Source organism: Xanthomonas sp. NCPPB 1067 (genome assembly GCF_020783795.1).
Taxonomy (GTDB): Bacteria; Pseudomonadota; Gammaproteobacteria; order Xanthomonadales; family Xanthomonadaceae; genus Xanthomonas; species Xanthomonas melonis.
Map to the genome: position 1 here is coordinate 1 of NZ_JAJGQG010000039.1, position 22,189 is coordinate 22,189.

The 22,189-nt window shown below is 69.1% G+C and carries 10 protein-coding genes and 1 other RNA gene; 5 read left to right on the forward strand and 6 right to left on the reverse strand.

Annotated elements, in window-relative coordinates; translation table 11 throughout:
* The 4 genes from LL962_RS19360 to tssA form a co-directional block, all read left to right on the forward strand.
* A partial coding sequence (locus LL962_RS19360; protein WP_228318084.1) for a formylglycine-generating enzyme family protein occupies nt 1–1,496 on the forward strand: 1,496 nt, incomplete at its 5' end.
* 436 nt (nt 1,497–1,932) lie between these two features.
* On the forward strand, nt 1,933–3,609 hold the full coding sequence (locus LL962_RS19365; protein WP_228318092.1) for a ShlB/FhaC/HecB family hemolysin secretion/activation protein: 1,677 nt from the start codon (nt 1,933–1,935) through the stop codon (nt 3,607–3,609).
* 11 nt (nt 3,610–3,620) lie between these two features.
* Nucleotides 3,621–12,101 (forward strand): two-partner secretion domain-containing protein, encoded by an 8,481-nt coding sequence (locus LL962_RS19370; RefSeq protein ID WP_228318085.1) that lies wholly within the window; start codon nt 3,621–3,623, stop codon nt 12,099–12,101.
* A 49-nt stretch (nt 12,102–12,150) separates the two neighbouring features.
* Nucleotides 12,151–13,194, forward strand: a complete 1,044-nt coding sequence (tssA, locus tag LL962_RS19375) for a type VI secretion system protein TssA (protein WP_228318086.1) — start codon at nt 12,151–12,153, stop codon at nt 13,192–13,194.
* Between the two features lie 59 nt (nt 13,195–13,253).
* On the opposite strand, the gene LL962_RS19380 is transcribed toward tssA, so the two are convergent.
* Nucleotides 13,254–13,538, reverse strand: coding sequence for a DUF2782 domain-containing protein (locus LL962_RS19380; RefSeq protein WP_104587773.1), 285 nt, complete (start codon nt 13,536–13,538; stop codon nt 13,254–13,256).
* Nucleotides 13,539–13,615: 77 nt separating this feature from the next.
* Here LL962_RS19380 and polA point away from each other — a divergent pair, with 77 nt between their 5' ends.
* The gene (gene polA, locus LL962_RS19385) at nt 13,616–16,396 is read left to right on the forward strand and encodes a DNA polymerase I (RefSeq protein ID WP_228318087.1); all 2,781 of its coding nucleotides are present in this window, start codon (nt 13,616–13,618) and stop codon (nt 16,394–16,396) included.
* A gap of 432 nt (nt 16,397–16,828) precedes the next feature.
* On the opposite strand, the gene LL962_RS19390 is transcribed toward polA, so the two are convergent.
* The 5 genes from LL962_RS19390 to LL962_RS19410 all read right to left on the reverse strand — a co-directional run bounded on the left by LL962_RS19390 (nt 16,829) and on the right by LL962_RS19410 (nt 22,172).
* Nucleotides 16,829–16,905: non-coding RNA, sX9 sRNA (locus LL962_RS19390), on the reverse strand.
* 171 nt (nt 16,906–17,076) lie between these two features.
* Nucleotides 17,077–17,976: an oxygen-dependent coproporphyrinogen oxidase gene (hemF, locus tag LL962_RS19395; protein WP_104587771.1), complete on the reverse strand. Its 900-nt coding sequence runs from the start codon at nt 17,974–17,976 to the stop codon at nt 17,077–17,079.
* A gap of 190 nt (nt 17,977–18,166) precedes the next feature.
* Entirely contained in the window at nt 18,167–18,727 is a 561-nt protein-coding gene (locus tag LL962_RS19400; RefSeq protein ID WP_228318088.1) for a hypothetical protein, read from the reverse strand.
* Nucleotides 18,724–19,440: a hypothetical protein gene (locus tag LL962_RS19405; RefSeq protein ID WP_228318089.1), complete on the reverse strand. Its 717-nt coding sequence runs from the start codon at nt 19,438–19,440 to the stop codon at nt 18,724–18,726. The genes LL962_RS19400 and LL962_RS19405 overlap by 4 nt, the downstream gene beginning before the upstream one ends.
* Before the next feature lie 365 nt (nt 19,441–19,805).
* Nucleotides 19,806–22,172: a S9 family peptidase gene (locus LL962_RS19410; protein WP_228318093.1), complete on the reverse strand. Its 2,367-nt coding sequence runs from the start codon at nt 22,170–22,172 to the stop codon at nt 19,806–19,808.
* Nucleotides 22,173–22,189: the final 17 nt, after the last annotated feature.

A 22,189-nucleotide genomic window follows, 5' to 3' on the forward strand; every position in this document is an offset into this window, starting at 1 on the left:
GCAGCACGCAGGCGGGCGCGGTGGCCGAGGCCATCGGCGGCGTGGTGGCCGCGCAGTCCGATCCGGCGCAGCTGGCCGGCGCACAGGCGCTGGTGGCCTTCGGCCTGGGCCTTGCCCCGCAGTCGGCCGCCTTGCTGGCCCAGCGCACGCGCCTGCAGACCCTGGAGCAGCAACTGCAGCAGGCGCTGGCACGCGAAAGCGCCGAGGCCGAACTGGCCGGGCGGATCGAATCGCTGCGCCGCGCCGCCGCCGCCAACGACCTGGCCAAGACCGGCGATGCGCTGACGCGCATCCGCGCCCTGCAACCGGAGCATCCGCTGCTGCGCAGCGAAGGCCCGCAGTTGCTGGCGCAGGTGTATCGCAACACCGCCGCCGATGCGTTCGCGCAGGGACGTTACGCGCAGGCCGCCGAGCTGCTGGCGCAGGCTGTGCAGCGGCTGGGTCAGCGCGCCGAGCTGCGCCAGACGCAGGCCCGTTATGCGGTGGTCGCCGCGGTGATGACGGCGGCCACGCTGCCGGCCGGCGAGCGCCAGGCACTGGGCCAGCGCCTGCAGGCGCTGTATCGCAGCGATGCCACCGCCATGGCGCAACTGGAAGCGCAGATGAAAACCGCCGGCCAGCTTCCCGAGGGCACGCTGTCCGCACGCCTGCAACGCGCAGCCAGCTCCGATGCGCCTGCGCCCGACAGCGTGCCGACCGGCAGCGCCACCGAGGCGCCCGCCGCGGCCACGGCAAGGCCGGCACGCGGCAGATCCGCCGCCAAACCCGCCGGTGCCGCCCCGGCGACCGCGCACAGTGCCAGCGCCGCGCCACTGCCCGGCAGCGTGGACGAAGATGCCAGCCTGCCGCCGCTGCCCACCGGCCCGGACCCGTGCGGCGGCGCCGGCCTGCCCGGGCGTGGCGCGGCCTGTTTCGACACCCTGGGCGACACCCGCGGGCCGATGCTGGTGGTCGTGCCCGGTGTTGCCGGCGGCAGGCCCTATGCGCTCTCGCGTGGCGAAGTGACGGTGGCCGACTTCAACCTGTTCTGCCAGGCCACCGGCCGCTGCACCGCGCAAGCCGCCAGTACCCCCGAGCTGGCGCGGGCACCGGTGCGCAACATCAGCCTGAGCCAGGCCCGCGCCTATCTGCGCTGGCTGACCATCGGCAGCGGCGGCTGGCGTTACCGCCTGCCCAGCGATGCCGAATGGCTGCATGCCGCGCAGGCGGCCGCCAACTGGCGGCAGGCCGAGGACAGCAACTGCATACCGCCCACCGCCAGTGCAGGCGATGCGGCGCGTGCGCCGGTCTCGGCGCGAGGACGCGATGCCAATCCCTGGGGGCTGATCAACCTCACCGGCAATGTCTGGGAATGGGTGTCCAGCGGCGCCGGGATACAGGCGCGCGGCGGCAGCTTCGCCAGTTACTGGTCCGACTGCAGCGTGCAGGCCAGCCGCGGCGATAACGGCTCGGCGCAGCCGGACGTGGGCTTTCGCGTCCTGCGGGAACTGCCATGAGCCACGACGGCCTGCCGCAGCACCCGGCCAGTGCGCAACTCCAGGCCCTGGCGCAGGCGCACCAGCAGGGGCAGCTCGACCGCGCGCAATACCGGGCGCGCCGCCGTCGCGTGCTGGAGGCGGCGCGGCAGGCGCAGGGGGTGACCTTGCGCAATCCGCGCTCGCCTGCCGCGGGCGAGCGGCCGGGTCTGCCGCCACCGGTTAATCGGTTCAGCCGATTCCGCGCACGTGCGGGAGGAATGCTCGTATTAGTGATCGCCGTCGCACTAATCTTGCTAACATTCCATAAATGTACGTCGGGGTTAGACCGACGTTCAGTCAGGGGCGAGCGCAACCAGGTCGAGCGTCATGGGGGCACCACGCTCGCCGCATGCGCAGTAAAGCCGTTCGGGCACGCGCGACAACGGAAGTTTTCAGGGGTGAGTGACGTATGCGTATGACGTATCTGGCCGCGGCGCTGTCCGCGTGCCTGCTGCTGGCCGCACCAGCGTGGGCGCAGGGGCAGGAGGATTCGGCAGCACCGGCCGCCGGTGCCGCCTTGCCGGCGCTGAAGGATCGTGGCGACGCCGCAGCGACCCTGCCGGTGCGCGGCTTTCGCGTGCGCGACGTCGGCAACTACCCCGATGCCGGTATCGACCCGGCGCGCATCCAGGCCGTGGCCGATGCCGCCTTCGCCGCGCTGGCGCAGGGCCAGCCGGAGGCGGCATTGCGCTTCGACCAGTTGCAGGCGGTCGCCGACACCATCACCCGTGCCTACCGCGAGGCCGGCTTCATCGTCAGCACCGCCTACCTGCCGGCGCAGACCCCTGGCCCGGACCGGATCATCGAGATCCGTGTCCTGGAAGGCCGCATCGGCCAGATCACCGTGCAGGGCGCGGCGCGCTACCGTGGCTCGGCGCTGTCTGCGCCGCTGCGCCAGCTGCAAGGCCGCCCGCTGCGCAAGCAGGACGTGGATACCGCACTGCTGTATACCCGCGATCTGCCCGGCGTGTCGTTGTCTTCGGTGCTGCAGCCCGGCCAGAACGCCGGCGAGACCGACGTGGTGCTGGTCGCCAGCGAGTCCACGCGCCCGTACGTCATCAGCCTGGGCGGCAACAACTACGGCACCGAACTCACCGGCCGTTACCGCGCGCAGGCCGGCATCACCTGGAACAGCCCGCTCGGCCTGGGCGATGTGTTCGCCGCCAACTACGCGTATTCGCTGTCGCCGCGGCAGAGCCAGATCGGCGCGCTGTCGTATGCGCTGCCGGTGGGCCAGGTGTCCGGCCTGAGTGCGGTGGTCGGCGCCAGCCGCAGCGAGCTGGAAGTGCGCAATGGCGTGTTCGCCCGGCTCGGTCTGCGCGGGCCGACCGCGGTGATGTACGCCGGCGCCGACTGGAAGTTCATCAACCGCGACCTGCTGCAATTGCAGGGCTCGGCGCGGTATCTGCGCGAGACCTCGCGGCTGGAGGCGGCCGGCACCCAGCTCTCGGACCAATCCTTCGACGTGGCCGAACTCGGCGCCTCGTTGCGCCGCACCGATCTGCGCTGGCGCGGTGTGGATCTGCTGCAGGTGAGCGTGCGCCAGGCCTTGCGCGACGGCTCGGCCGACCCGGATTTGGTCAGCCCCGATCGCGACAGCCATTTCACCCTGGCGCGGCTGTCCTACACCCGCCTGCAATACCTCACCCGCACCCAGCGGCTGTATTTCAAGTTCAGCGGCCAATACAGCGACGACACGCTGGCGCCGCTGGAGCAGTTCGCCGTCGGCGGACCGGACAGCGTGCGCTCCTATCCGGTGTCCGATGCGCTGGGCGACCGCGGCTACTACACGGCGCTGGAATACCACGTCGATGCGCCGGGCTTTGCCGATGTCGCCTCGCCGTTCAACGGCCGCCCGTGGCGCGAACTGCTGGAACTGGACGTGTTCGCCGATCACGCCCGCGTGTACGCAGCCAACGGCGTGGCCGCACCGTCGACCTTCGACGCCGCCGGTGTGGGCTTCACCTTCCGCCTGCCGCAGTACGCCAATTTCGAATGGCGCCTCACCGCCGCCCTGCCGACCGGACGCCGCAATGCGTCCGACGGACGCGACGACGCCCGCATCTACACGCGTTTCGGCTTCACTTTCTGAGGGATCTGCGCATGCACGCCACCACCCATCCTGCGACGTCGCCGCGCACGCTCCCGTTGCGTCATTGCCCGCTCGCCCTCGCGCTGGCCGCTGCCCTGATCGGCATGCCGGCCGCTAGCCGGGCCCAGGCCGTGGCGGCGAACCAGTTGCCCACCGGTGGCAGCATCGCCGGCGGTACCGGCACCATCAACGCGGCCAGCGGCGCGACCCTGACCATCGACCAGACCTCCAGCCGGATGGCGTTGAACTGGTCCGCCTTCGACATCGGCTCGGCGGCCACGGTGACCTTCAACCAGCCCTCCACCAACGCCGCCGTGCTCAACCTGGTGCAGAGCGGCAACCCGACGCAGATCTTCGGCAATCTCAACGCCAACGGGCAGGTGTTCCTGCTCAACAGCAACGGCATCATCTTCGGCAGCACCGCCAACATCAATGTCGGTGGACTGGTGGCCAGTACCCTGGGCACGACCGCCGCCAACTTCATGAGCGGCAACGACGTCCTCGACGCCGGTGGCAACACGGTGGCGCTGACCTCCAACAGCGGCACCATCAATGCCGCCGCCGGTTCGGTCAACCTGATCGGCGGCAAGGTGGTCAACGACGGCACCATTACCGCCACCGCCGGCAACATCAACCTCGCCGGTGCCGACCGGGTCACCCTCACCTTCGAAACCGGCGGCTTCGGCGTCGTCGTCGACAGGGGGCTGCAGCTGGCGCTGGACAGCCTGGCGGTGGACAACCGCGGCACCTTGAGCGCACCCGGCGGCACCATCACGCTGCAGGCGCGCGCGGCGTCCGGCATCTTCAACCAGCTGATCAACAACAGCGGCGTCATTCGTGCCGCGGCGCTGTCCGGCAGCGATGGCAACGTGTCGCTGGTGGCCAATGGCGTTTCCGGCGTGGCGATCGGCGGCAATGGCAGCATCGACGTCGATAGCGGCAGCATCAACTATTCCACCAACGGCAGCGTGCAGCAGACCGGCGCGTTGACCGCCGGAACCCTGTTCAGCCAGACCAGTGGCAGCGCCAGCTTCACCGGCAGCAACCGCATCGCCACGCTGGGCGCGGTGGATGCGCTGGGCAACCTGAGCGTGTCCAACACCATCGGCCTGACCCAGTCGGGCGCGCTGACGGTGGGCGGCACCAGCACCTTCTCGCTGGCTGGCCAGACGCTGACGCTCACCGACGGCGGCAACCAGTTCACCGGTGCGGTGAACCTGAGCAGCGGTGCCACCCAGATCACCGACAGCGGCGCGCTGACCCTGGGCGCGTTGACGACCGGCAACCTCACCGCCACCAGCAGCGGCGCGCTGAACCTGGGCAGCGGCACCGTGAGCGGCGCGCTGGTCGCCACCAGCAACAACGGTGCGATCAGCCAATCCACCGGCAGCGGCCTCACCGTCACCGGCACCAGCAACCTGCAGGCCGGCACCGGTGCCATCACCTTGACCACCGGCAGCAACGACTTCCAGCAAGCGGTGAGCCTGACCGGCGGAACCACGCAGCTCACCGACGGTGGCGCGCTGACCCTGGGCACGCTGAGCACCGGGAACCTCACCGCGACCAGCACCGGCGCAATGAACCTGGGCAGCGGCACCGTGAGCGGCGCGTTGGTCGCCGCCAGCAACAACGGTGCGATCAGCCAATCTACCGGCAGCGGCCTAACCGTCACCGGCACCAGCAACCTGCAGGCCGGCACCGGCGCCATCACCCTGACCAACGGCGGCAACGATTTCCAGCAGGCCGTCGGCCTCAGCGGTGGCGCGACCCAGATCGTCGACCGCAACGCGCTGCAGCTGTCCAGCCTCAGCACCGGCGCGCTCAGCGCCACCAGCACCGGCGCCCTGACGCTGGGCAACGGCACCGTGGGCGGCGCACTGACGGCCATCAGCAACGGGGGCGTGATCGGCCAGACCGGCACCTTGAACGTCACCGGCAACAGCACCATCAACGCCGGCAGCGGTGCCATCGCGCTGGGCAACGACAGCAACGACTTCACCGGCGGGCTCAGTCTCACCGGCACCGACATCAACGTGCACGACCGCAACAATCTGTCGATCACCGCACTGAGCAGCGGTGCCGATGGCGCGGTCGATCTGTTCTCCAACGCCACCCTGACGCTGGCCGCCTTCGCCATCGACACCGGCACCGCATCGCTGCGGCTGGCCTCCAACGGCGGCGCCTTGAGCACCGCCGGCAGCGTGCGTGGCGGCACGGTGAACCTGCGCGCGCGCGACGGCATCGGCATCGGCCACGACATCGACGCCGGTACGCTGATCCTGACCACCGGCAATGCCGCGGTCACCCAGACCGCCGGCGATATCACCGTTGCCGGCGTGACCACCGCCGTCACCGGCACCGGTGCGCTCACATTGACCGGGGCTGGCAACAATTTCAGCGGTGCGCTCAACCTCACCACCGGCAACGTGCAACTCAACGACCGCGATGGCCTCACCCTGGGCACGCTAAGCACCGGCGCGCTCTCGGCCACCAGCACCGGCGCGCTGACGCTGGGCGGCGGCCGGGTCAGCGGCAACCTGAGCGCCGCCAGCAACGGCGGGCCGATCACCCAGGCCGGCGCGCTGACCGTGACCGGCAGCAGCGCCCTCGATTCCGGCAGCGGTACCACCACGCTGATCAATGCCGGCAACGACTTCCAGGGCGCAATCAGCCTGGCCGGCAACGGCATCTCGGTGCGCGACGCCAACGATCTCACCGTCGCCGGGCTAACCCCCGCCAGCAACGGCGCCGTCAGCCTGTTGGCAGGCGGCACGCTCAGCCTGCCTGCGCAGGCGCTGGATACCGGGACCGGCGATCTGTCGCTGATCTCGCTCGGCGGCGCACTGAGCACGGCCGGCGCGCTCGGCGGCAACCAGGTGACCCTGCGCGCGCGCGATGCGCTGGGCCTGGGCCACAATCTGCGCTCCGGCAGCGCGCTGACCTTGACCAGCGACGCCGGGGCGATCGTGCAGACCGCCGGCGCGATCGTTGCCGCCGGTTCCGCCACCGCCACCGCGGCGGTCGGCAGCGGTGCCATCAGCCTGGACGGCGCCGGCAACGACTTCGGCGGCCCGCTGTCGCTCACCGGCGCCACCGTGCGGGTGACCGACAGCGGCGCGCTCACCCTGGGCACGCTGACCACCGGCGACCTCACCGTCACCAGTGCCGGCGCATTGCAGCTGGGCAGCGGCACGATCGACGGCGCCTTGGTCGCCATCAGCAACAATGGCGCGATCAGCCAATCCACCGGCAGCGGCCTGACCGTCGCCGGCACCAGCAATCTGCAGGCCGGCACCGGTGCGATCACGCTGACCACCGGCAGCAACGATTTCCGGCAGGCGGTCAGCCTGGCCGGCGGTACCACGCAGATCGCCGACAGTGGTGCGCTGACGCTGGGCACCCTGAGCACGGGCGATCTCACCGTCACCAATAACGGCGCGCTCGATCTGGGCAGCGGCACGGTCAACGGCGCGCTGGTCGCCACCAGCAACAACGGTGCGATCGTCCAGTCCGCAGGCAGCGGCCTGACCGTCACCGGCACCGGCACCCTGCAGGCCGGTACCGGCGCGATCACGCTGACCACCGGCAGCAACGATTTCCGCCAGGCGGTGAGCCTGACCGGCGGCAGCACGCAGATCGTCGACAGCGGCGCGCTGACGCTGGGCGCGCTGAACAGCGGCAACCTCACCGTCACCAGCAACGGGACGTTGAATCTGGGCAGCGGCACGGTCGCCGGCACTCTTTCCGCCACCAGCGGCAATGCTGCGATCGGCCAGGCAGATGCGCTGATCGTCACCGGTGCCGCCAACCTCGATGCTGGGAGCGGCACGATCGCGCTCAATGACGTCGACAACGATTTCCGCAGCGGCGTCAGCCTGACCGGCACCGGCATCAGCGTGCACGATCGCGATGATCTGACGGTGACCTCGCTCACCAGCGGTGCCAACGGCGCCATCGCACTGACGGCCGAGGGGGCGCTGACGCTGCCCACGCAGAATCTCTCCACCGGCACCGGCGCGCTCAGCCTGACCGCCAATGGCGGCGCATTGAGCACGCTCGGCAGCCTGGCCGGCGGCAACGTCAGCCTGCGCGCGCGCGACGGCCTCAGCCTCAATCACGACGTCACCGCCAGCGGCACCCTGGGCCTGACCGCCAGCAACGCGGCAATCACCCAGAACGCCGGGGTTCTGGACGTCGGTGGTCTGGCCAGCGTCGATGCCGGCACCGGCGCGATCTCGCTCGAGCGCGACAACGACTTCAAGGGCGGGATCGCGCTGACCGGGCGCAACATCGGCGTGGTCGACGCGAACGACCTGAGCGTCACCTCCCTGGTCAATGGCGGAACCGGCAACATCGCGCTCACCGCACGCAATGCGCTGTCGCTGCCGGCCACCGGCTTGACCAGCGACGGCGTCATGACGCTGCGCGCCGAGAACGGCGCGCTGGCGCTGGGCGGCGATCTCGTCGGCGACGCCATTTCGCTGTTCAGCGGCAACGCGCTGACACTGGCCACCAGCATCAGCAGTCTCACCGGCAGCGGCACCTTGTCGGTGTCCACCAACAACAGCGCGATCAATCAGACCGCAGGCATCCTGAGCATCGGTGGCGCCTCCACCTTCAACGCCGGCAGCGGCTCGATCGCGCTGGGCCGTATCGACAACGACTTCCGCGGCGTCGTGAACCTGACCGGCAGCGGCACCCTGGTGCGCGACAGCAACGCCTTGACGCTGGGCGCCGTGTCCACCGGTGCGCTCACCGCCATCAGCGATGGCGCGCTGACGCTGGGAAGCGGCAGCGCCGACAGCCTGGTGGCGATCAGCAGCGGCCATGCGATCACCCAGACCGGCGCATTGACCGTTCGCCAGGCAAGCGCGGTGATCGCCGGCGGCGGATCGATCACGCTGGACAATGCCAACAACGATTTCCAGAGCGGCCTGACCCTGGCCGGTTCCGGCATCACGGTGCAGGACCGCAACGATCTCACCCTCACCTCCTTGACCAGCAACAACAACGGCAATGTCGCGGTGACGGCCGGTGGCAGCCTGACCCTGCCGGCGACCAGCGTGAACGCCGGCGGCGGCGATCTCAACCTGACCGCCAACGGCGGCAGGGTGAACATCGGCGGCAGCCTGAGCGGGCGCAACGTTGCGCTGTCCGCGCGCGACGGCATGACGCTGAGCCAGTCGATCAACGCCACCGGAAACCTGGCGCTGAGCAGCACCAATGCAGCGATCACCCAGAATGCCGGCGCACTGACCGCTGGCGGCGCCACCACGGTCGACGCAGGCACCGGATCGATCGCCTTGCTTGGCGCCGGCAACGACTTCAACACCGTCAGCCTGGCCGGCAACGGCATCGGGCTGACCGACAGCAACGATCTCGGCATTGCCGCGCTGACCAGTACCGGAAACGGCGATGTCGCCGTGACTGCCGGCGGCACCTTGAGCCTGTCGGCGCAGCCCATCGCGCTCGGCAACGGCAACCTGACCCTGAGCTCCAATGGCGGCGCACTGAGCACCGGCGCAGCGCTGAGCGGCAATACCGTCACCCTGTTCGCCCGCGATGGTTTGACGCTCGGCCACACCGTCTCCGCCAACACCCTCGACCTGCGCAGCAGCAATGCCGCGATCGCCCAGAGTGGCGGCGCACTCAACGTGGTGGGTGCCACCACCGTCGATGCAGGCAGCGGCAGCATCGCGCTGAACGGCGCCGGCAACCGCTTCGGCACCGGCATCGGCCTCACCGGAACCGGCATCGCCGTTGCCGACAGCGGTACTCTGACCATCACCGCCTTGAATGCCGGCGCCAATGGCTCCATTGCGTTGACCGCGGGCGGCGCATTGAATCTTTCCGCACAGACCCTCGACACCGGCAGTGCGGACCTCAGCCTGATCGCCAACGGCGGCAGCGTGAGCACCGGCGGCGACCTGCGCGGTCGCAACGTGGCCTTGTCCGCGCGTGACGGCCTGACCATCGGCCACGGCATCACCGCCACCCAGGCGCTGACGCTGAGCAGCACCAATGCGGCGATCACCCAGACGGCCGCTGCGCTCGCCGTCGGCACCACCACCACCATCGATGCCGGCAGCGGCAACGTTGTGCTCGGTCAAGCGGGCAATGCCTTCAATGGCGTCATCGACCTCACCGCAGGCGATGCACGGATTACCGGCAATGCACTCACCTTCGGCACGCTGTCCACCAATGCACTGACTGCCAGCAGCAATGGCGCATTGACTCTCGGCCGTGGCGTGGTGCGCGGTGCATTGAACGGCAGCAGCGGCAACGCCGCGATCACCCAGAGCGGCGCGCTCTCGGTCGGCGGTGCGTCAACCTTGAACGCCGGCAGCGGCGACATCTCCCTGATCAATCCCGATAACGACTTCGTGGGTGCGATTGCGCTGCAAGGTAACGCCATCGCGCTGCGTGATCGCAACGATCTGAGCATCGCTGCCGTGCAGGGCGGCGCCGATGCAGCCGTATCGCTGGTTGCAGGTGCAGGCCTGAACCTGCCCGCCAGTCGGATCGACACCGGCAACGGCGCACTGACCCTGATCGCGAACGGCGGCAGCCTGCGCACCAATGGCGCCTTGCGCGGTGGCGATGTGCAAGTGACCGGTGCCAATGGGATCGTCCTGACCGACGCGCTCACCGCTGGCGGCACGCTGAGCTTGAACACCACCAATGCGGCGATCACCCAAACCGGCGGTGCGCTGCTGGTCGCGGGCAACACCGTGGTCAACGCCGGCAGCGGCACCATTGCGCTGGACGCGGCGGGCAACGATTTCCAGGGACTGCTGGCGCTGACCGGCGGCGCCACGCGCGTGCGCGATGCCAATGCGCTCACCCTGGATGCACTCGACACCGGCGCAATGAGTGTCGCCAGCAACGGTGCATTGAACCTGGGTCTTGGCCTGGTCAATGGCGATCTGGATGCCGCCAGCAACGGCGGTGCGGTGACGCAGACCGGTGCGCTGACCGTGACCGGCGCCACCCGCATCGACAGCGCCGGTGCGACCATCGTGCTGGCCGATGCAGGCAACGATTTCCAGTCGGCCCTCAGCCTGAGCGGTGGCGATACCCGTGTGCGCGATCGCTCAGGGCTGACGCTGGGCAATCTGGACGTTGGCGCGTTGGACGTTGCCAGCGGCGCCGGCCTGGATCTGGGCCAGGGGCGGATTGGCGGTGCGCTGGTCGCGCGTAGCGGCGGCGCAGCGGTATCGGCCACGCCAGGCGCGATGACTGCCCAGGCGCTTGCCGTGCCTGCAGCCGATGCTGCCGGTATCAACCAGCAAGGCGCATTGACAGTGGTCGGTACCAGCACGCTCGATGCCGGCACCGCCGCCATCGTGCTCACCGATGCCGGCAACGATTTCCAGGGCAATGTGCAGGCCCGTGGCGGCCGCATCGCCATCGTCGACCGCAACGATCTCGCCGCTGCCGTGCAGGCCAGCGGTGCGGTGGACCTGCAGGCCGGCGGCCAGTTCTCCAGCAGCGGCGCGATCGCCGGCAGCACCGTCGCAGTGGCCAGCGGCGGCGCGCTGCAGCTGGGTCACGACCTCACTGCCGGCACCGTCAGCCTGCGCAGCGGCGGTGCCATCGCCCAGAGCGCCGGCAGCCTGCGTGCCGGCCAGCTCGGCGGCAGCGCCGCCGGTGCGGCCACGCTGACCGGCGCCGGCAATGCCATCGGCACCCTGGCCGATTTCAGCGCGCAGGGCCTGGACGTATTCAGCGCCGGCACGCTGCAGGTGAGCGGGCGCGTGGATGGCGGTGCCCTGCTGCGCCTGAACAGCGGCGGCACCCTGCTGCTGGATGGCCAGCTCAGCGGCGCCACCAGCTGGCTGCAGGCTGCGGCCGGCATCCGCCAGCGCGCTGGCAGCACGCTCACTGCCAGCCTGCTCGGCGGCAGCGCCAACGGACCGGTGACGCTGGGCGATGCCGACAGCTTCCTCGGCAACCGGGTGGTACGCCTGGGCAACTTCACCGCCAACGACGGCTTCAGCCTTACCAACGCAGGCGACCTCACCCTGGTACTGGCCAACGGCAGCGTCTACAGCGTGGACGCCGGCAACAGCGCGCTCTACCTGTCGGTACGCGGCGATCTGCTGCAGGAAGGCCGCGCCACGCTGCGCGAGGGCACCGGCAGCTTCTCGGCCACCGGCCGTATCGGGACCCAGCAGGATCCGATCTACCTGATCGGCACCGGCAGCCAGACCATCGGCTTCGTCGGCATGCCGCCGGCGTACTTCAATGCCACCACCGCGGCCGGCGGCCTGCTCGATCTGAGCGGCGGCTCCAGCTTCAACGTGCCGGCCTCCGCGTTCGCCGGCCGCGCGCAGAGTTCGGCCAGCCGCACCATCGCCTTTGTCGATCTGTCCGCCTCCGGCACGCCGTATCGCGCCTTCGGCCTGATCCGTCCGGGCCTGCGCCTGCCCGACGACCAGCAGCCGGCCTGCGATGCCGGCGACCCGGACGCGGTCTGCGCCCCCCAGTGATCGCCTCGCTGCCGCCGCACCGCGGCAGCATCCAGACGGAGCCTGCGCCATGCACGACACCACCACCCTGCAGACCCTGCTCGCACCGGTCAGCGACGACGCTCCGGCCGGCCCGGACCTGGAGTACGACCCGGATTTCCTGCGCCTGGAACGCGAAGCGGCGGTGCGCGCCGAGCGCAGCTTGGGCGATGCGGTCATCGCTGCCGAAGAGCCCGACTGGGACAAGGTGCAGACGCTGGCGCTGGAGTTGAGCCGGCGCAGCCGCGACCTGCGCGTGGCCAGCCGGCTCGGCGCGGCCTGGCTGCGCCTGCGCGGGCTGCCGGGCTGGGCCGACACCCTGGCGCTGATCCATGGCCTGCTCGACCGGCACTGGGACAGCGTGCACCCGCAGCTGGATGCCGAGGACGACAACGACCCCACCTCGCGCGTCAACGCCCTGGTCGGGCTGAGCGACCCGATGGGCCTGCTCGGCGTGCTGCGCACCACCGCCTTCGTGCAGTCGCCGCGGTTGGGCCGTTTCAGCCTGCGCGACCTGCGCGTGGCCAACGGCAGCATCAAACTGCCCGACGGCCAGAGCGGCCCCAGCCTGGCCGAGATCGAGGCCTGCTGCCAGGACTGCGCACCGGAGATCCTGGCCGCCGCTGCTCAGGCCATTGGCGATGCCTCGGCCCAGGCGCGCGCGATCGATGCGCTGCTGACCGAGCGCCTGGGCACGGCCGCGCCGGACCTGCGCCCGCTGCTGACCGACCTGCGCGAACTCGAACGCTTCGTGCTGCCGCACTGGCAGGCCCGCGACGGCAGCGCCACCACCGGCCTGCCGGAAGCCGACGCCACATCGGCAGGCGAGGGCGCCGCCACCGCAGCCGGCAGCGCCCGCCCGCCCGGCGCCATCGCCGGCCCGGACGATGTGCTGCGTCGCCTGGACGAGATCTGCGCCTACTACGCGCGCTGCGAGCCTTCCAGCCCGGTGCCGATGCTGCTGCGCCGCGCACAGCGTCTGGTGGGCCGCGACTTCCTGGCCTTGATGAAGGAACTGGCCCCAGCCGGCATCGACGACCTGCAGCGCGTCACCGGCCCGCTCGATGACGGCTGAGCGCCCCGCACAGCCGACGCGTGTCACGCCTCCGGCTGTTGCCAATCCCGAATCCCGAATCACCAGCTATACAGCTGCCAATACACCTTGTTGACCTTGTCCTTCTCCGCGTCGGTATGCCCGTCGTGGTCGCGGTCGTACAGGAAGTACGGCGCTCCGCGTGCCGGCGTGATGCGCACCATCTCCAGCTGACCGTTGACGCGGTATTCGTCCACCTTGTCGCCATTGCCCATGGTCTTGCTGGTGACGTCCGCATTGGCCGGCACACTGCCGCCGCCGGGATTGGTGGTGGCACAGCCGCCGAGCAGCAACAGCGGCAGCAGCAAAAGACATGCTCTCTTCATCGTGATGGTCCGTGTGAGGTCGCCGCCGAGTATGCGCCGGCCGGGTGTGGCGTGGACGTGCAGCGTAGAATCGGGCCATGAGCAGATTAGTCCTGATCGACGGGTCCAGTTACCTGTACCGCGCGTTCCACGCGCTTCCGCCGCTGACCAACGCCCAGGGCGAGCCCACCGGCGCCTTGTTCGGCGTGGTCAACATGTTGCGCGCCACCTTGAAGGAGCGCCCGGCCTACGTCGCCTTCGTGGTGGATGCGCCCGGTAAGACCTTCCGTGATGACTTGTATGCCGACTACAAGGCCAACCGCCCGTCGATGCCCGACGACCTGCGCGCGCAGGTGCAGCCGATGTGCGACATCGTGCATGCGCTGGGCATCGACATCCTGCGCATCGACGGCGTGGAAGCCGACGATGTGATCGGCACGCTGGCGCTGCAGGGCGCGGCCGACGGCCTGGCCGTCACCATCTCCACCGGCGACAAGGACTTCGCCCAGTTGGTGCGCCCGGGCGTGGAGCTGGTCAACACCATGAGCGGCAGCCGCATGGATTCGGACGAGGCGGTGGTGGCCAAGTTCGGTGTGCGGCCGGACCAGATCGTCGATCTGCTGGCGCTGATGGGCGATGCCATCGACAACGTACCCGGCGTGGAAAAGTGCGGCCCCAAGACCGCCGCCAAGTGGCTGGCCGAGTACGACTCGCTCGATGGCGTCATCGCCAACGCCGACAGGATCAAGGGCAAGATCGGCGACAACCTGCGCGCCGCGCTGCCGCGGCTGCCGCTCAATCGCGAATTGGTCACCATCAAGACCGACGTGGCGCTGGCCAGCGGCCCGCGCGCGCTGGAGCTGCGCGAGCCCAACCCCGAGGCGCTGGCGGCGCTGTATGCGCGCTACGGTTTCAGCCAGGCGCTGCGCGAACTTGGTGGCGCTGCCGCAACCGGGGCGCAGACCGATGCGATGGCGGTGGCGCGCACCGAACCCGGCCGCGCCCGCGGCACCGGCTTCGTCTCCGGCCCGGCCAGCGCGCCGGTGGACCTGGACCCGGCATTGGCCGCGCCCGGCCAGTACGAGGCCATCCTCACCCAGGAACAGCTGGACAGCTGGATCGCGCGGCTGCGCGCCGCCGGCCAGTTCGCCTTCGATACCGAAACCGACAGCCTGGACGCCCTGCAGGCCAACCTGATCGGCCTCAGCGTCGCCGCCGAGCCCGGCCAGGCCGCCTACCTGCCGTTCGGCCACGACTTCCCCGGCGCCCCGGCCCAGCTCGACCGCACCCAGGCGCTGGCGCAGCTGGCGCCGCTGCTCACCGACCCGGCCGTGCGCAAGCTCGGCCAGCACGGCAAGTACGACCTGCACGTGATGCGCCGGCATGGCGTGGAACTGGCCGGCTATGCCGACGACACCTTGCTGGAGAGCTTCGTGCTCAATTCCGGCAGCGCCCGGCACGACATGGACAGCCTGGCCAAGCGCTACCTGGGCTACGACACAGTCAAGTACGAAGACATCTGCGGCAAGGGCGCCAAGCAGATCCCCTTCGCCCACGTCAGCCTGGAAGATGCCACCCGCTACGCCGCCGAAGACGCCGACATCACCCTGCGCCTGCACCAGGTGCTCGGCTCCAAGCTGGCCGCCGAGCCCGGCCTGGAGCGTGTGTACCGCGAGATCGAAATGCCGCTGGTGAGCGTGCTGGCGCGCATCGAGGCCAATGGCGTGTGCGTGGACGCGGCCGAACTGCGCCGCCAGAGCGCGGACCTGTCCAAGCGCATGCTCGCCGCCCAGCAGAAGGCCACCGAGCTGGCCGGGCGCAGCTTCAACCTGGACTCGCCTAAGCAGCTGCAGGCGCTGCTGTTCGACGAACTCAAGCTGCCCGCGGTGGTCAAGACGCCCAAGGGCCAGCCGTCGACCAACGAGGAGGCGCTGGAGGCCATCGCCGACCAGCACGAGCTGCCACGGGTGATCCTGGAGTACCGCGGCCTGGCCAAGCTGCGCAGCACCTACACCGACAAGCTGCCGGAGATGATCCACCCGCAATCCGGGCGCGTGCACACCAGCTACCACCAGGCCGGCGCCGCGACCGGGCGCCTGTCCTCGTCCGACCCCAACCTGCAGAACATCCCGATCCGTACCGAGGACGGCCGCCGCATCCGCCGCGCCTTCGTCGCCCCGGCCGGGCGCAAGCTGATCGCCTGCGACTACTCGCAGATCGAACTGCGCATCATGGCGCACCTGTCCGGCGACCCCGGCCTGGTGGGCGCGTTCGAATCCGGCGCCGACGTGCACCGCGCCACCGCCGCCGAAGTGTTCGGCCGCACCATCGACACTGTCAGCGGGGATGAGCGCCGCGCTGCCAAGGCGATCAACTTCGGCCTGATGTACGGCATGAGCGCCTTCGGTCTGGCCCGCCAGCTGGGCATCGGCCGTGGCGAAGCGCAGGACTACATCGCGCTGTACTTCAGCCGCTACCCCGGCGTGCGCGACTTCATGGAGAGCACCCGCCAGCAGGCGCGCGACAAGGGCTACGTGGAAACCGTGTTCGGCCGTCGCCTGTATCTGGACTTCATCAACGCCGGCAGCCAGGGCCAGCGCGCCGGCGCCGAGCGCGCTGCGATCAACGCACCGATGCAGGGCACCGCCGCCGACATCATCAAGCGCGCCATGGTCAGCGTGGACGGCTGGATCGCCGACCATGCGCAATGCGCGAAGATGATCCTGCAGGTGCACGACGAACTGGTGTTCGAAGCGGACGTCGATTTCGTCGACACGCTGCTGGGCGAGGTCACGACACGCATGGCAGCGGCGGCCGAGTTGAGGGTGCCGCTGGTGGTGGATTCCGGTATCGGCGATAACTGGGACCAGGCGCACTGACGCCGCGATTCACGCGGATATGCTGGATACACAGATTAGCTATACAAAGCGTCCATCATAATGCGACCGCACGCAGCGGCAAGGGAATGAATAACCGCTAAATTCTACATTTTTTTAACAGTAATCTTCACGATCCATCAATGTAGAAAATGGTGTTATATCCCTCGACGGGCGCAACGCCTGTCGGCAGATCTCTCCCATCCCCTGGAGCAGATCTCGGAGCGGAAACTCCTCCCCAAGTTTCCGTTCCCTGGCCCCGCCGACCTCCCCCTGGTCTGCGGGGCTTTTTATTTGTGTTCGCAACCCGGATTGCATTGCGCCGCAGCATGGAAACGGCACGCAGCGTCGTCCCGAGCAATCACAAATTTAAATAGGGGCGATTAATGCATTGAATCAACACAGCGTTTCATTTCCCCAATTCAGATTTAGAGCGGCTAACAGAACGTAGCGAGCAGTCGTCCAGGTGGGTGTGGACGGCGCGGAGGAACCGGAGTGTACGAGTGGTACATGAGGATTCCGAGCACCGGCCGCGCCCGCCTGGCGGCTGCGCAGTAGTGTTGTTAGCCGCTCTTAATCGATTGGGTGCCTAATGCGGCATTGCAGAATGAAGCTGCCGAAGACGGCGCTGCTCCAATGGCAAGCGATGGCGGCTCGTCTGCGCTTGCGCCACCTCGGGCGAGTCAACCCAGCCAGTCGCGAGGCACCAGGTAATCCAGCAGGCGCGCCTCGGCGCTGCCCGGGTCGGCCGCATAGCCATACTCCCAGCGTACGCGTGGCGGCAGGCTCATCAGAATGCTCTCGGCGCGCCCGCCGCTCTGCAGCCCGAACAGGGTGCCGCGGTCGTAGACCAGGTTGAACTCCACATAGCGCCCGCGGCGGTATAGCTGGAACTCGCGTTCGCGTTCGCCGAACGCGGTGTCCTTGCGGCGCTCCACGATCGGCATGTAGGCGTCCAGGAACCCATTGCCCACCGCCTGCTGATAGGCGAAGTCGCGCTCGAAGTCCTGGCCCAGGTCGTCGAAGAACAGCCCGCCCACGCCCCGCGTCTCGTTGCGGTGGCGCAGGAAGAAATACTCGTCGCACCAGCGCTTGTGCGCGGCATAGCGCTCCTCGCCGAAGGGCGCGCAGAGTGCCTGCGCGGTGCGATGCCAGTGCTGCACGTCTGCGTCTACGGGATAGAACGGCGTGAGATCGAAGCCGCCGCCGAACCAGGCCGCGACCACTGCGCCGTCGCGTTCGGCACGGAAGTAACGCACGTTCATGTGCGTGGTCGGTACGTGCGGATTGTGCGGATGGAACACCAGCGACACACCGCAGGCACGCCAGGTCGCGCCGGCCAGTTCGGGCCGGTGCGCACTGGCCGATGGCGGCAGACGGGTGCCGGACACGTCCGAAAACCCGATACCGGCCTGCTCGAACACCGCGCCATCGCGCAGGATGCGGGTGCGCCCGCCACCGCCTTCCTCGCGTTGCCATAAGTCCTCGGAGAAGCGCGCTCGGCCATCGGCGGCTTCCACCGCGGCGCAGATGCGGTCCTGCAGGTCGGTCAGATAATCGCGTACACGGTCGAATTCGTTCATGACCCAATTCTAAGCGGTGCATCGCAGCCGATGCGCCGACCCGCGCGCGCCCGTTTGTCGCAGGGCGATGCGCCACAGTTGCCAGGTGTCGGGCGCGTAGGGCAAACGCAGGCCGGGACGTCGGCGGCGTATCACCCGCCAGGGCTGGATGGAACGACCGCAGGGCGCTGTGCGCCGACCGCAGGTTCGGTCAACCGAACTCCGCGCGCACCGCAGGCGTACACAGCCGCCAGGCCAGCGCCGCGTGCACGCCGCCGATCGCCAACGCACCAAGGCCCGCCAGCACCAGTGCGATCTGCCGGGTGGCCTGCAGGCGCGCCTGCAGTTGCGGCCACTCCGGGCTGTGCAGCAGTTCGGCCGGCAGCATCGCCTGCACGCCGTCGAACAGCGGTCCGATCAGCGCCAGCCCGGCGAAATTCAGCACGCCGGTGGCGACCAGCACCACCACGAAGCCGATGCGTGCCCATTCGCGCCGTTGCAGCAATGCCCAGCTCAACCAGGCGAACAATGCCGACAGCACCGCGCCGAGGACCGACAGCGACATCGCGTGGTCGATCAGCCACTGCCAGGACGACGGCAGGACGATGCCCGCGGGCAAGGCCAGCCTGGCCGCGTCGGGCATCGCCACGAGCATCAGCACCTGGAGCAGGTTGCCCAGCGTGCTGACCACGCCCAGCAGCAGCGACACCCATGCCAGCGGCGTCACCAGGCCGCCGGGGGAGGGGGCATGCGTGGAAGGCGCCGTGCTCATCGCAGCGACGCGATGTGTACCGCCACCGCCGCCTGGCCGGGCGGATCCAGCGACGGCTGCAATTGGGCGTACCAGGCCGCGACGGCGCCGGCCGGCAGACACTGCTGCAACAGCGGAGCGCTGCGTTCGAGAAAGGTCTCCAGGAACGGCAGGCCACGGACATAGAGAAAATGGCTGTCGGTGATCGACATGCCGGCGTAGGCCTCGCGCAGCCATTCCAGATGCGGTAGCGCGTGCGCGCCATGGCCGGCGCGGGTGAGCGCGGTGAGAAAGCTGGTGCGTGCGGTGGCCGGCGAGGTGGAACGCTCCTGCGCATTGAGATCGTCGAAGGTCAGCAGCCACTGCTCGCCGCGCGCGATCTCGTTGCACATCACCGACGTGGTGGCCAGCTGCAGCGCGTTGTGCGCGCTCGGCTCCAGTTCGTACAGCGCCAGCCAATGCGGGTAGGCCTCGGCGTAACGATCCAGTGCGCTCAGGGACAGGGCGCACAGGCGCTGCGCATCGGCGCCGCGCTGCAGCTGCGGCTGCGCGGCTGCGTAGGCGGCCAGATGCTCGCCACGTTGAAAGGCCGTCAGCGCCGGCTGCAATACGGGATCGATGGGGGGCGCCGATGCTGCGTCGTCGGCCTCTGGCGCAGACGCAAGCGTGGGTTCTGCCCGCTGCGTCGTCGCTGCGGCGGTCTTGCGTCCAAACAAACGGTCCCACAGGCCCATCGCCTCTCCCTCGTGTGCGCCGGGTGGATGGAAGCTGCCGCAAGCCCGACGACGCAACGAGCAGGCGGAGCATCGGTGCAGCCGGGCGTCGCGCCCGTCACTGTACCGCGCTGCGTGCAAGCTTAGAGCGACCTGCGTCCATGCAGGTGAGCGCCGTACAACCGGCGCCTGCCGTCGGGGCGTCGTCGGCCCGGATCCAGGCCCGCCGTCCGGGCGGCAGCGTGCACGCAGCGCAGCCGTGGCGGCTGCCGAAGACCTGCCGGCCGCCGCGCGGAATGTCGGCGATACGCCGCAGCGGCTCCGGCGCGCTGGCACCGCACCCGCGCAGTGGCTGCACGCGTGCGGCCACGCGTGCAGTACCTGGCTCAGCGCTGTGGCTTCACCTGTTCGTTGAACAGCTTGAGGATGCGCTTGTACTCGTCCAGCCAGGCATCGGCGCGGGTGAAGCCATGGCGTTCCAGCGGATACGGCGCCACCTGCCAGTTGTCCTTGTGCAGCTCGATCAGCTTCTGGGTCATGTCCACCGAATCCTTGAAGAACACGTTGTCGTCGATCATGCCGTGCGCGATCAGCAGGTGGTCGCGCAGGCCATCGGCGTAGTTGATCGGCGACGAGGTCTTGTAGGCCTGCGGATCCAGCTCGGGGGTGTTGAGGATGTTGGAGGTGTACTCGTGGTTGTACTGCATCCAGTCGCCCACCGGGCGCAGCGCGGCGCCCGCCTTGAACGTGCCGGGGCTGCGGAACAGGGCCATGTAAGTCATGAAACCACCGTAGGAACCGCCGTAGATGCCGGCACGCGTGCGATCGCCCTGCTTGGTGCTCACCAGCCAGTCCAGGCCGTCCAGATAGTCTTCCAGCTCCGGGTGGCCCATGTTGCGATAGATCGCAGTGCGCCAGTTACGGCCATAGCCCTCGGAGGCGCGGTAATCCAGATCCAGCACGATGTAGCCCTGCTGGACCAGCAGGTTGTGGAACATCTGCTCGCGGAAGTAGGGCGTGTAGCGCTGCGACACGTTCTGCAGATAGCCGGCACCGTGCACGAACATCACGATCGGATACTGCTTGCCCGGCTCGGGCGTCTGTGGGCCGTAGTACTTGCCCCAGACGGTGCCGGCGCCGTGTTTGGACGGCACCTGCACGTACTGCGGTGCGATCCACGGCTGCGCCTTGAAGGCCGGCGTGCGCGTATCGGTGAGCACGCGGGCCTGGCCGCCTGCGGCCGGCACCACCGCCAACTGTGGTGGCAGGTAGGCGCCGGAATAACGCACCAGCAGTCGCTGTCCGTCCGGCGACAGGCTGAAGCCTTCCACGCCGTTCAGCGCGGTCACCTCGGTGAGCGCATCGGTGCGTAGATCGAGCTTGCACACCTCGTAGTCGCCCGGCCACTGCTGGTTGCACAGGAAGTACATGCCGCTGCCATCGGCGCTGGGCACCGGCATCGACACTTCCCACTTGCCGCGTGTGCGCTGGCGCGGCTTGCCGTTGCCTTCGATGGTGTACAGCTGGGAATAGCCGGATTCTTCGGACAGCAGCCATAGCGTACGGTTGTCGGGCAACCAGCCGAAATCGTTGAAGTCCCAGTTGATCCAGGCACCATCGCTCAGGCGGTGCCGCGGCTGCAGCTTGGCTGCATCCAGATCCACGCTGGCGATCCAGCGATCCTTGTTGTCCACCGCGCGGATTTCCACCGCCACGTTGCGGCCGTCGTCGCTCCAGTGCACTGCCGGCCCGCTGCCATCGCCGTCGCTTTCCACGCGCACCGCGCGGTTGCCCTTGAGCGCATCGCGCTTGGCCGCCTTGCGCAGGCTCGCCAGCGGATCGGTGGCGATGCCCGGCAGCGCGTCGAACGCCAGTTGTCGTGCGCTACCGGCGGCGACATCCACCAGCCACAGCGTGTGCGCAACCGGCGCATTGCGACCCACGCGGGTACGTACCTCCTGGAATTCTTCGTAACCGGATTCGGTGATGTACTTGGGCATTTTGCCGGCCTGGCCTTCCTCGGCGTTCTTGGCCTGGGTGACCACCAGCAGGTGACGGCCGTCCGGCGACAGGGCGCTGTCGACGATCTCCACGTCCTCGCCCAGGTAGACCGGCGCGGCGGCGCGAGTGGCATCGGCACGGCGCCAGGCGTCTTCCTGCGTGCGCAGCGCATCGCGCTGTTCGCGATCGCGGCGCAGCGTGGCCAGCGTGGCCAGTTGCTGCTCGCGCAGCACATCGGCCTTGGGTGCAGCGTTGGGGTCGCGCTCGGCCTTGACCACGGCAACCTGCGCGGTGCCGCCATCTGCACGCCAGTGATACCAGTTGTTGCCGGCGCGCCAGATCGCACCACCATCGCTGGCGAACTGCGGGCGCGATTCGACCTCGTTGCTGCGGGTGAGCTGGGTCAGCGCACCGGAACGCAGATCGCGCAGGAAGATATCGCCATTGCGTGCGAACAGCATGCGCTGGCGGGTGGCGTCGTAACTGGGGTTGATCGCATCCAGACCGGCGCGTGCGCTATCGGCCACACGTTCGGCCGCTCCACCGTCGATGCCCTGACGATAGGTGTCGCGGACCGGACTGCCGTTGCGCTTGAGCAGGTACTGCACCTGTTTGCCGTCCCATTGCCACCACGCCTGCTCGACCGATGGTCCGATCCAGTCCGGATCGGCCATCACCTGTTCGATGGTGAGCGGTGCGGCGGACTGCGCATGTGCGGTGGCAGTCAGCAGCAGAAGGGTCAACGGCAGCAATCTGGGCATCGGTAACG

What these genes read in the sequence shown, in the direction of transcription:
- LL962_RS19405 (WP_228318089.1), bottom strand. Translation starts at nt 19,440, where the DNA reads ATGGGCCTGTGGGACCGTTTGTTTGGACGCAAGACCGCCGCAGCGACG.
- polA (WP_228318087.1), top strand. Translation starts at nt 13,616, where the DNA reads ATGAGCAGATTAGTCCTGATCGACGGGTCCAGTTACCTGTACCGCGCG.
- hemF (WP_104587771.1), bottom strand. Translation starts at nt 17,976, where the DNA reads ATGAACGAATTCGACCGTGTACGCGATTATCTGACCGACCTGCAGGAC.
- LL962_RS19370 (WP_228318085.1), top strand. Translation starts at nt 3,621, where the DNA reads ATGCACGCCACCACCCATCCTGCGACGTCGCCGCGCACGCTCCCGTTG.
- LL962_RS19380 (WP_104587773.1), bottom strand. Translation starts at nt 13,538, where the DNA reads ATGAAGAGAGCATGTCTTTTGCTGCTGCCGCTGTTGCTGCTCGGCGGC.
- tssA (WP_228318086.1), top strand. Translation starts at nt 12,151, where the DNA reads ATGCACGACACCACCACCCTGCAGACCCTGCTCGCACCGGTCAGCGAC.
- LL962_RS19400 (WP_228318088.1), bottom strand. Translation starts at nt 18,727, where the DNA reads ATGAGCACGGCGCCTTCCACGCATGCCCCCTCCCCCGGCGGCCTGGTG.
- LL962_RS19365 (WP_228318092.1), top strand. Translation starts at nt 1,933, where the DNA reads ATGACGTATCTGGCCGCGGCGCTGTCCGCGTGCCTGCTGCTGGCCGCA.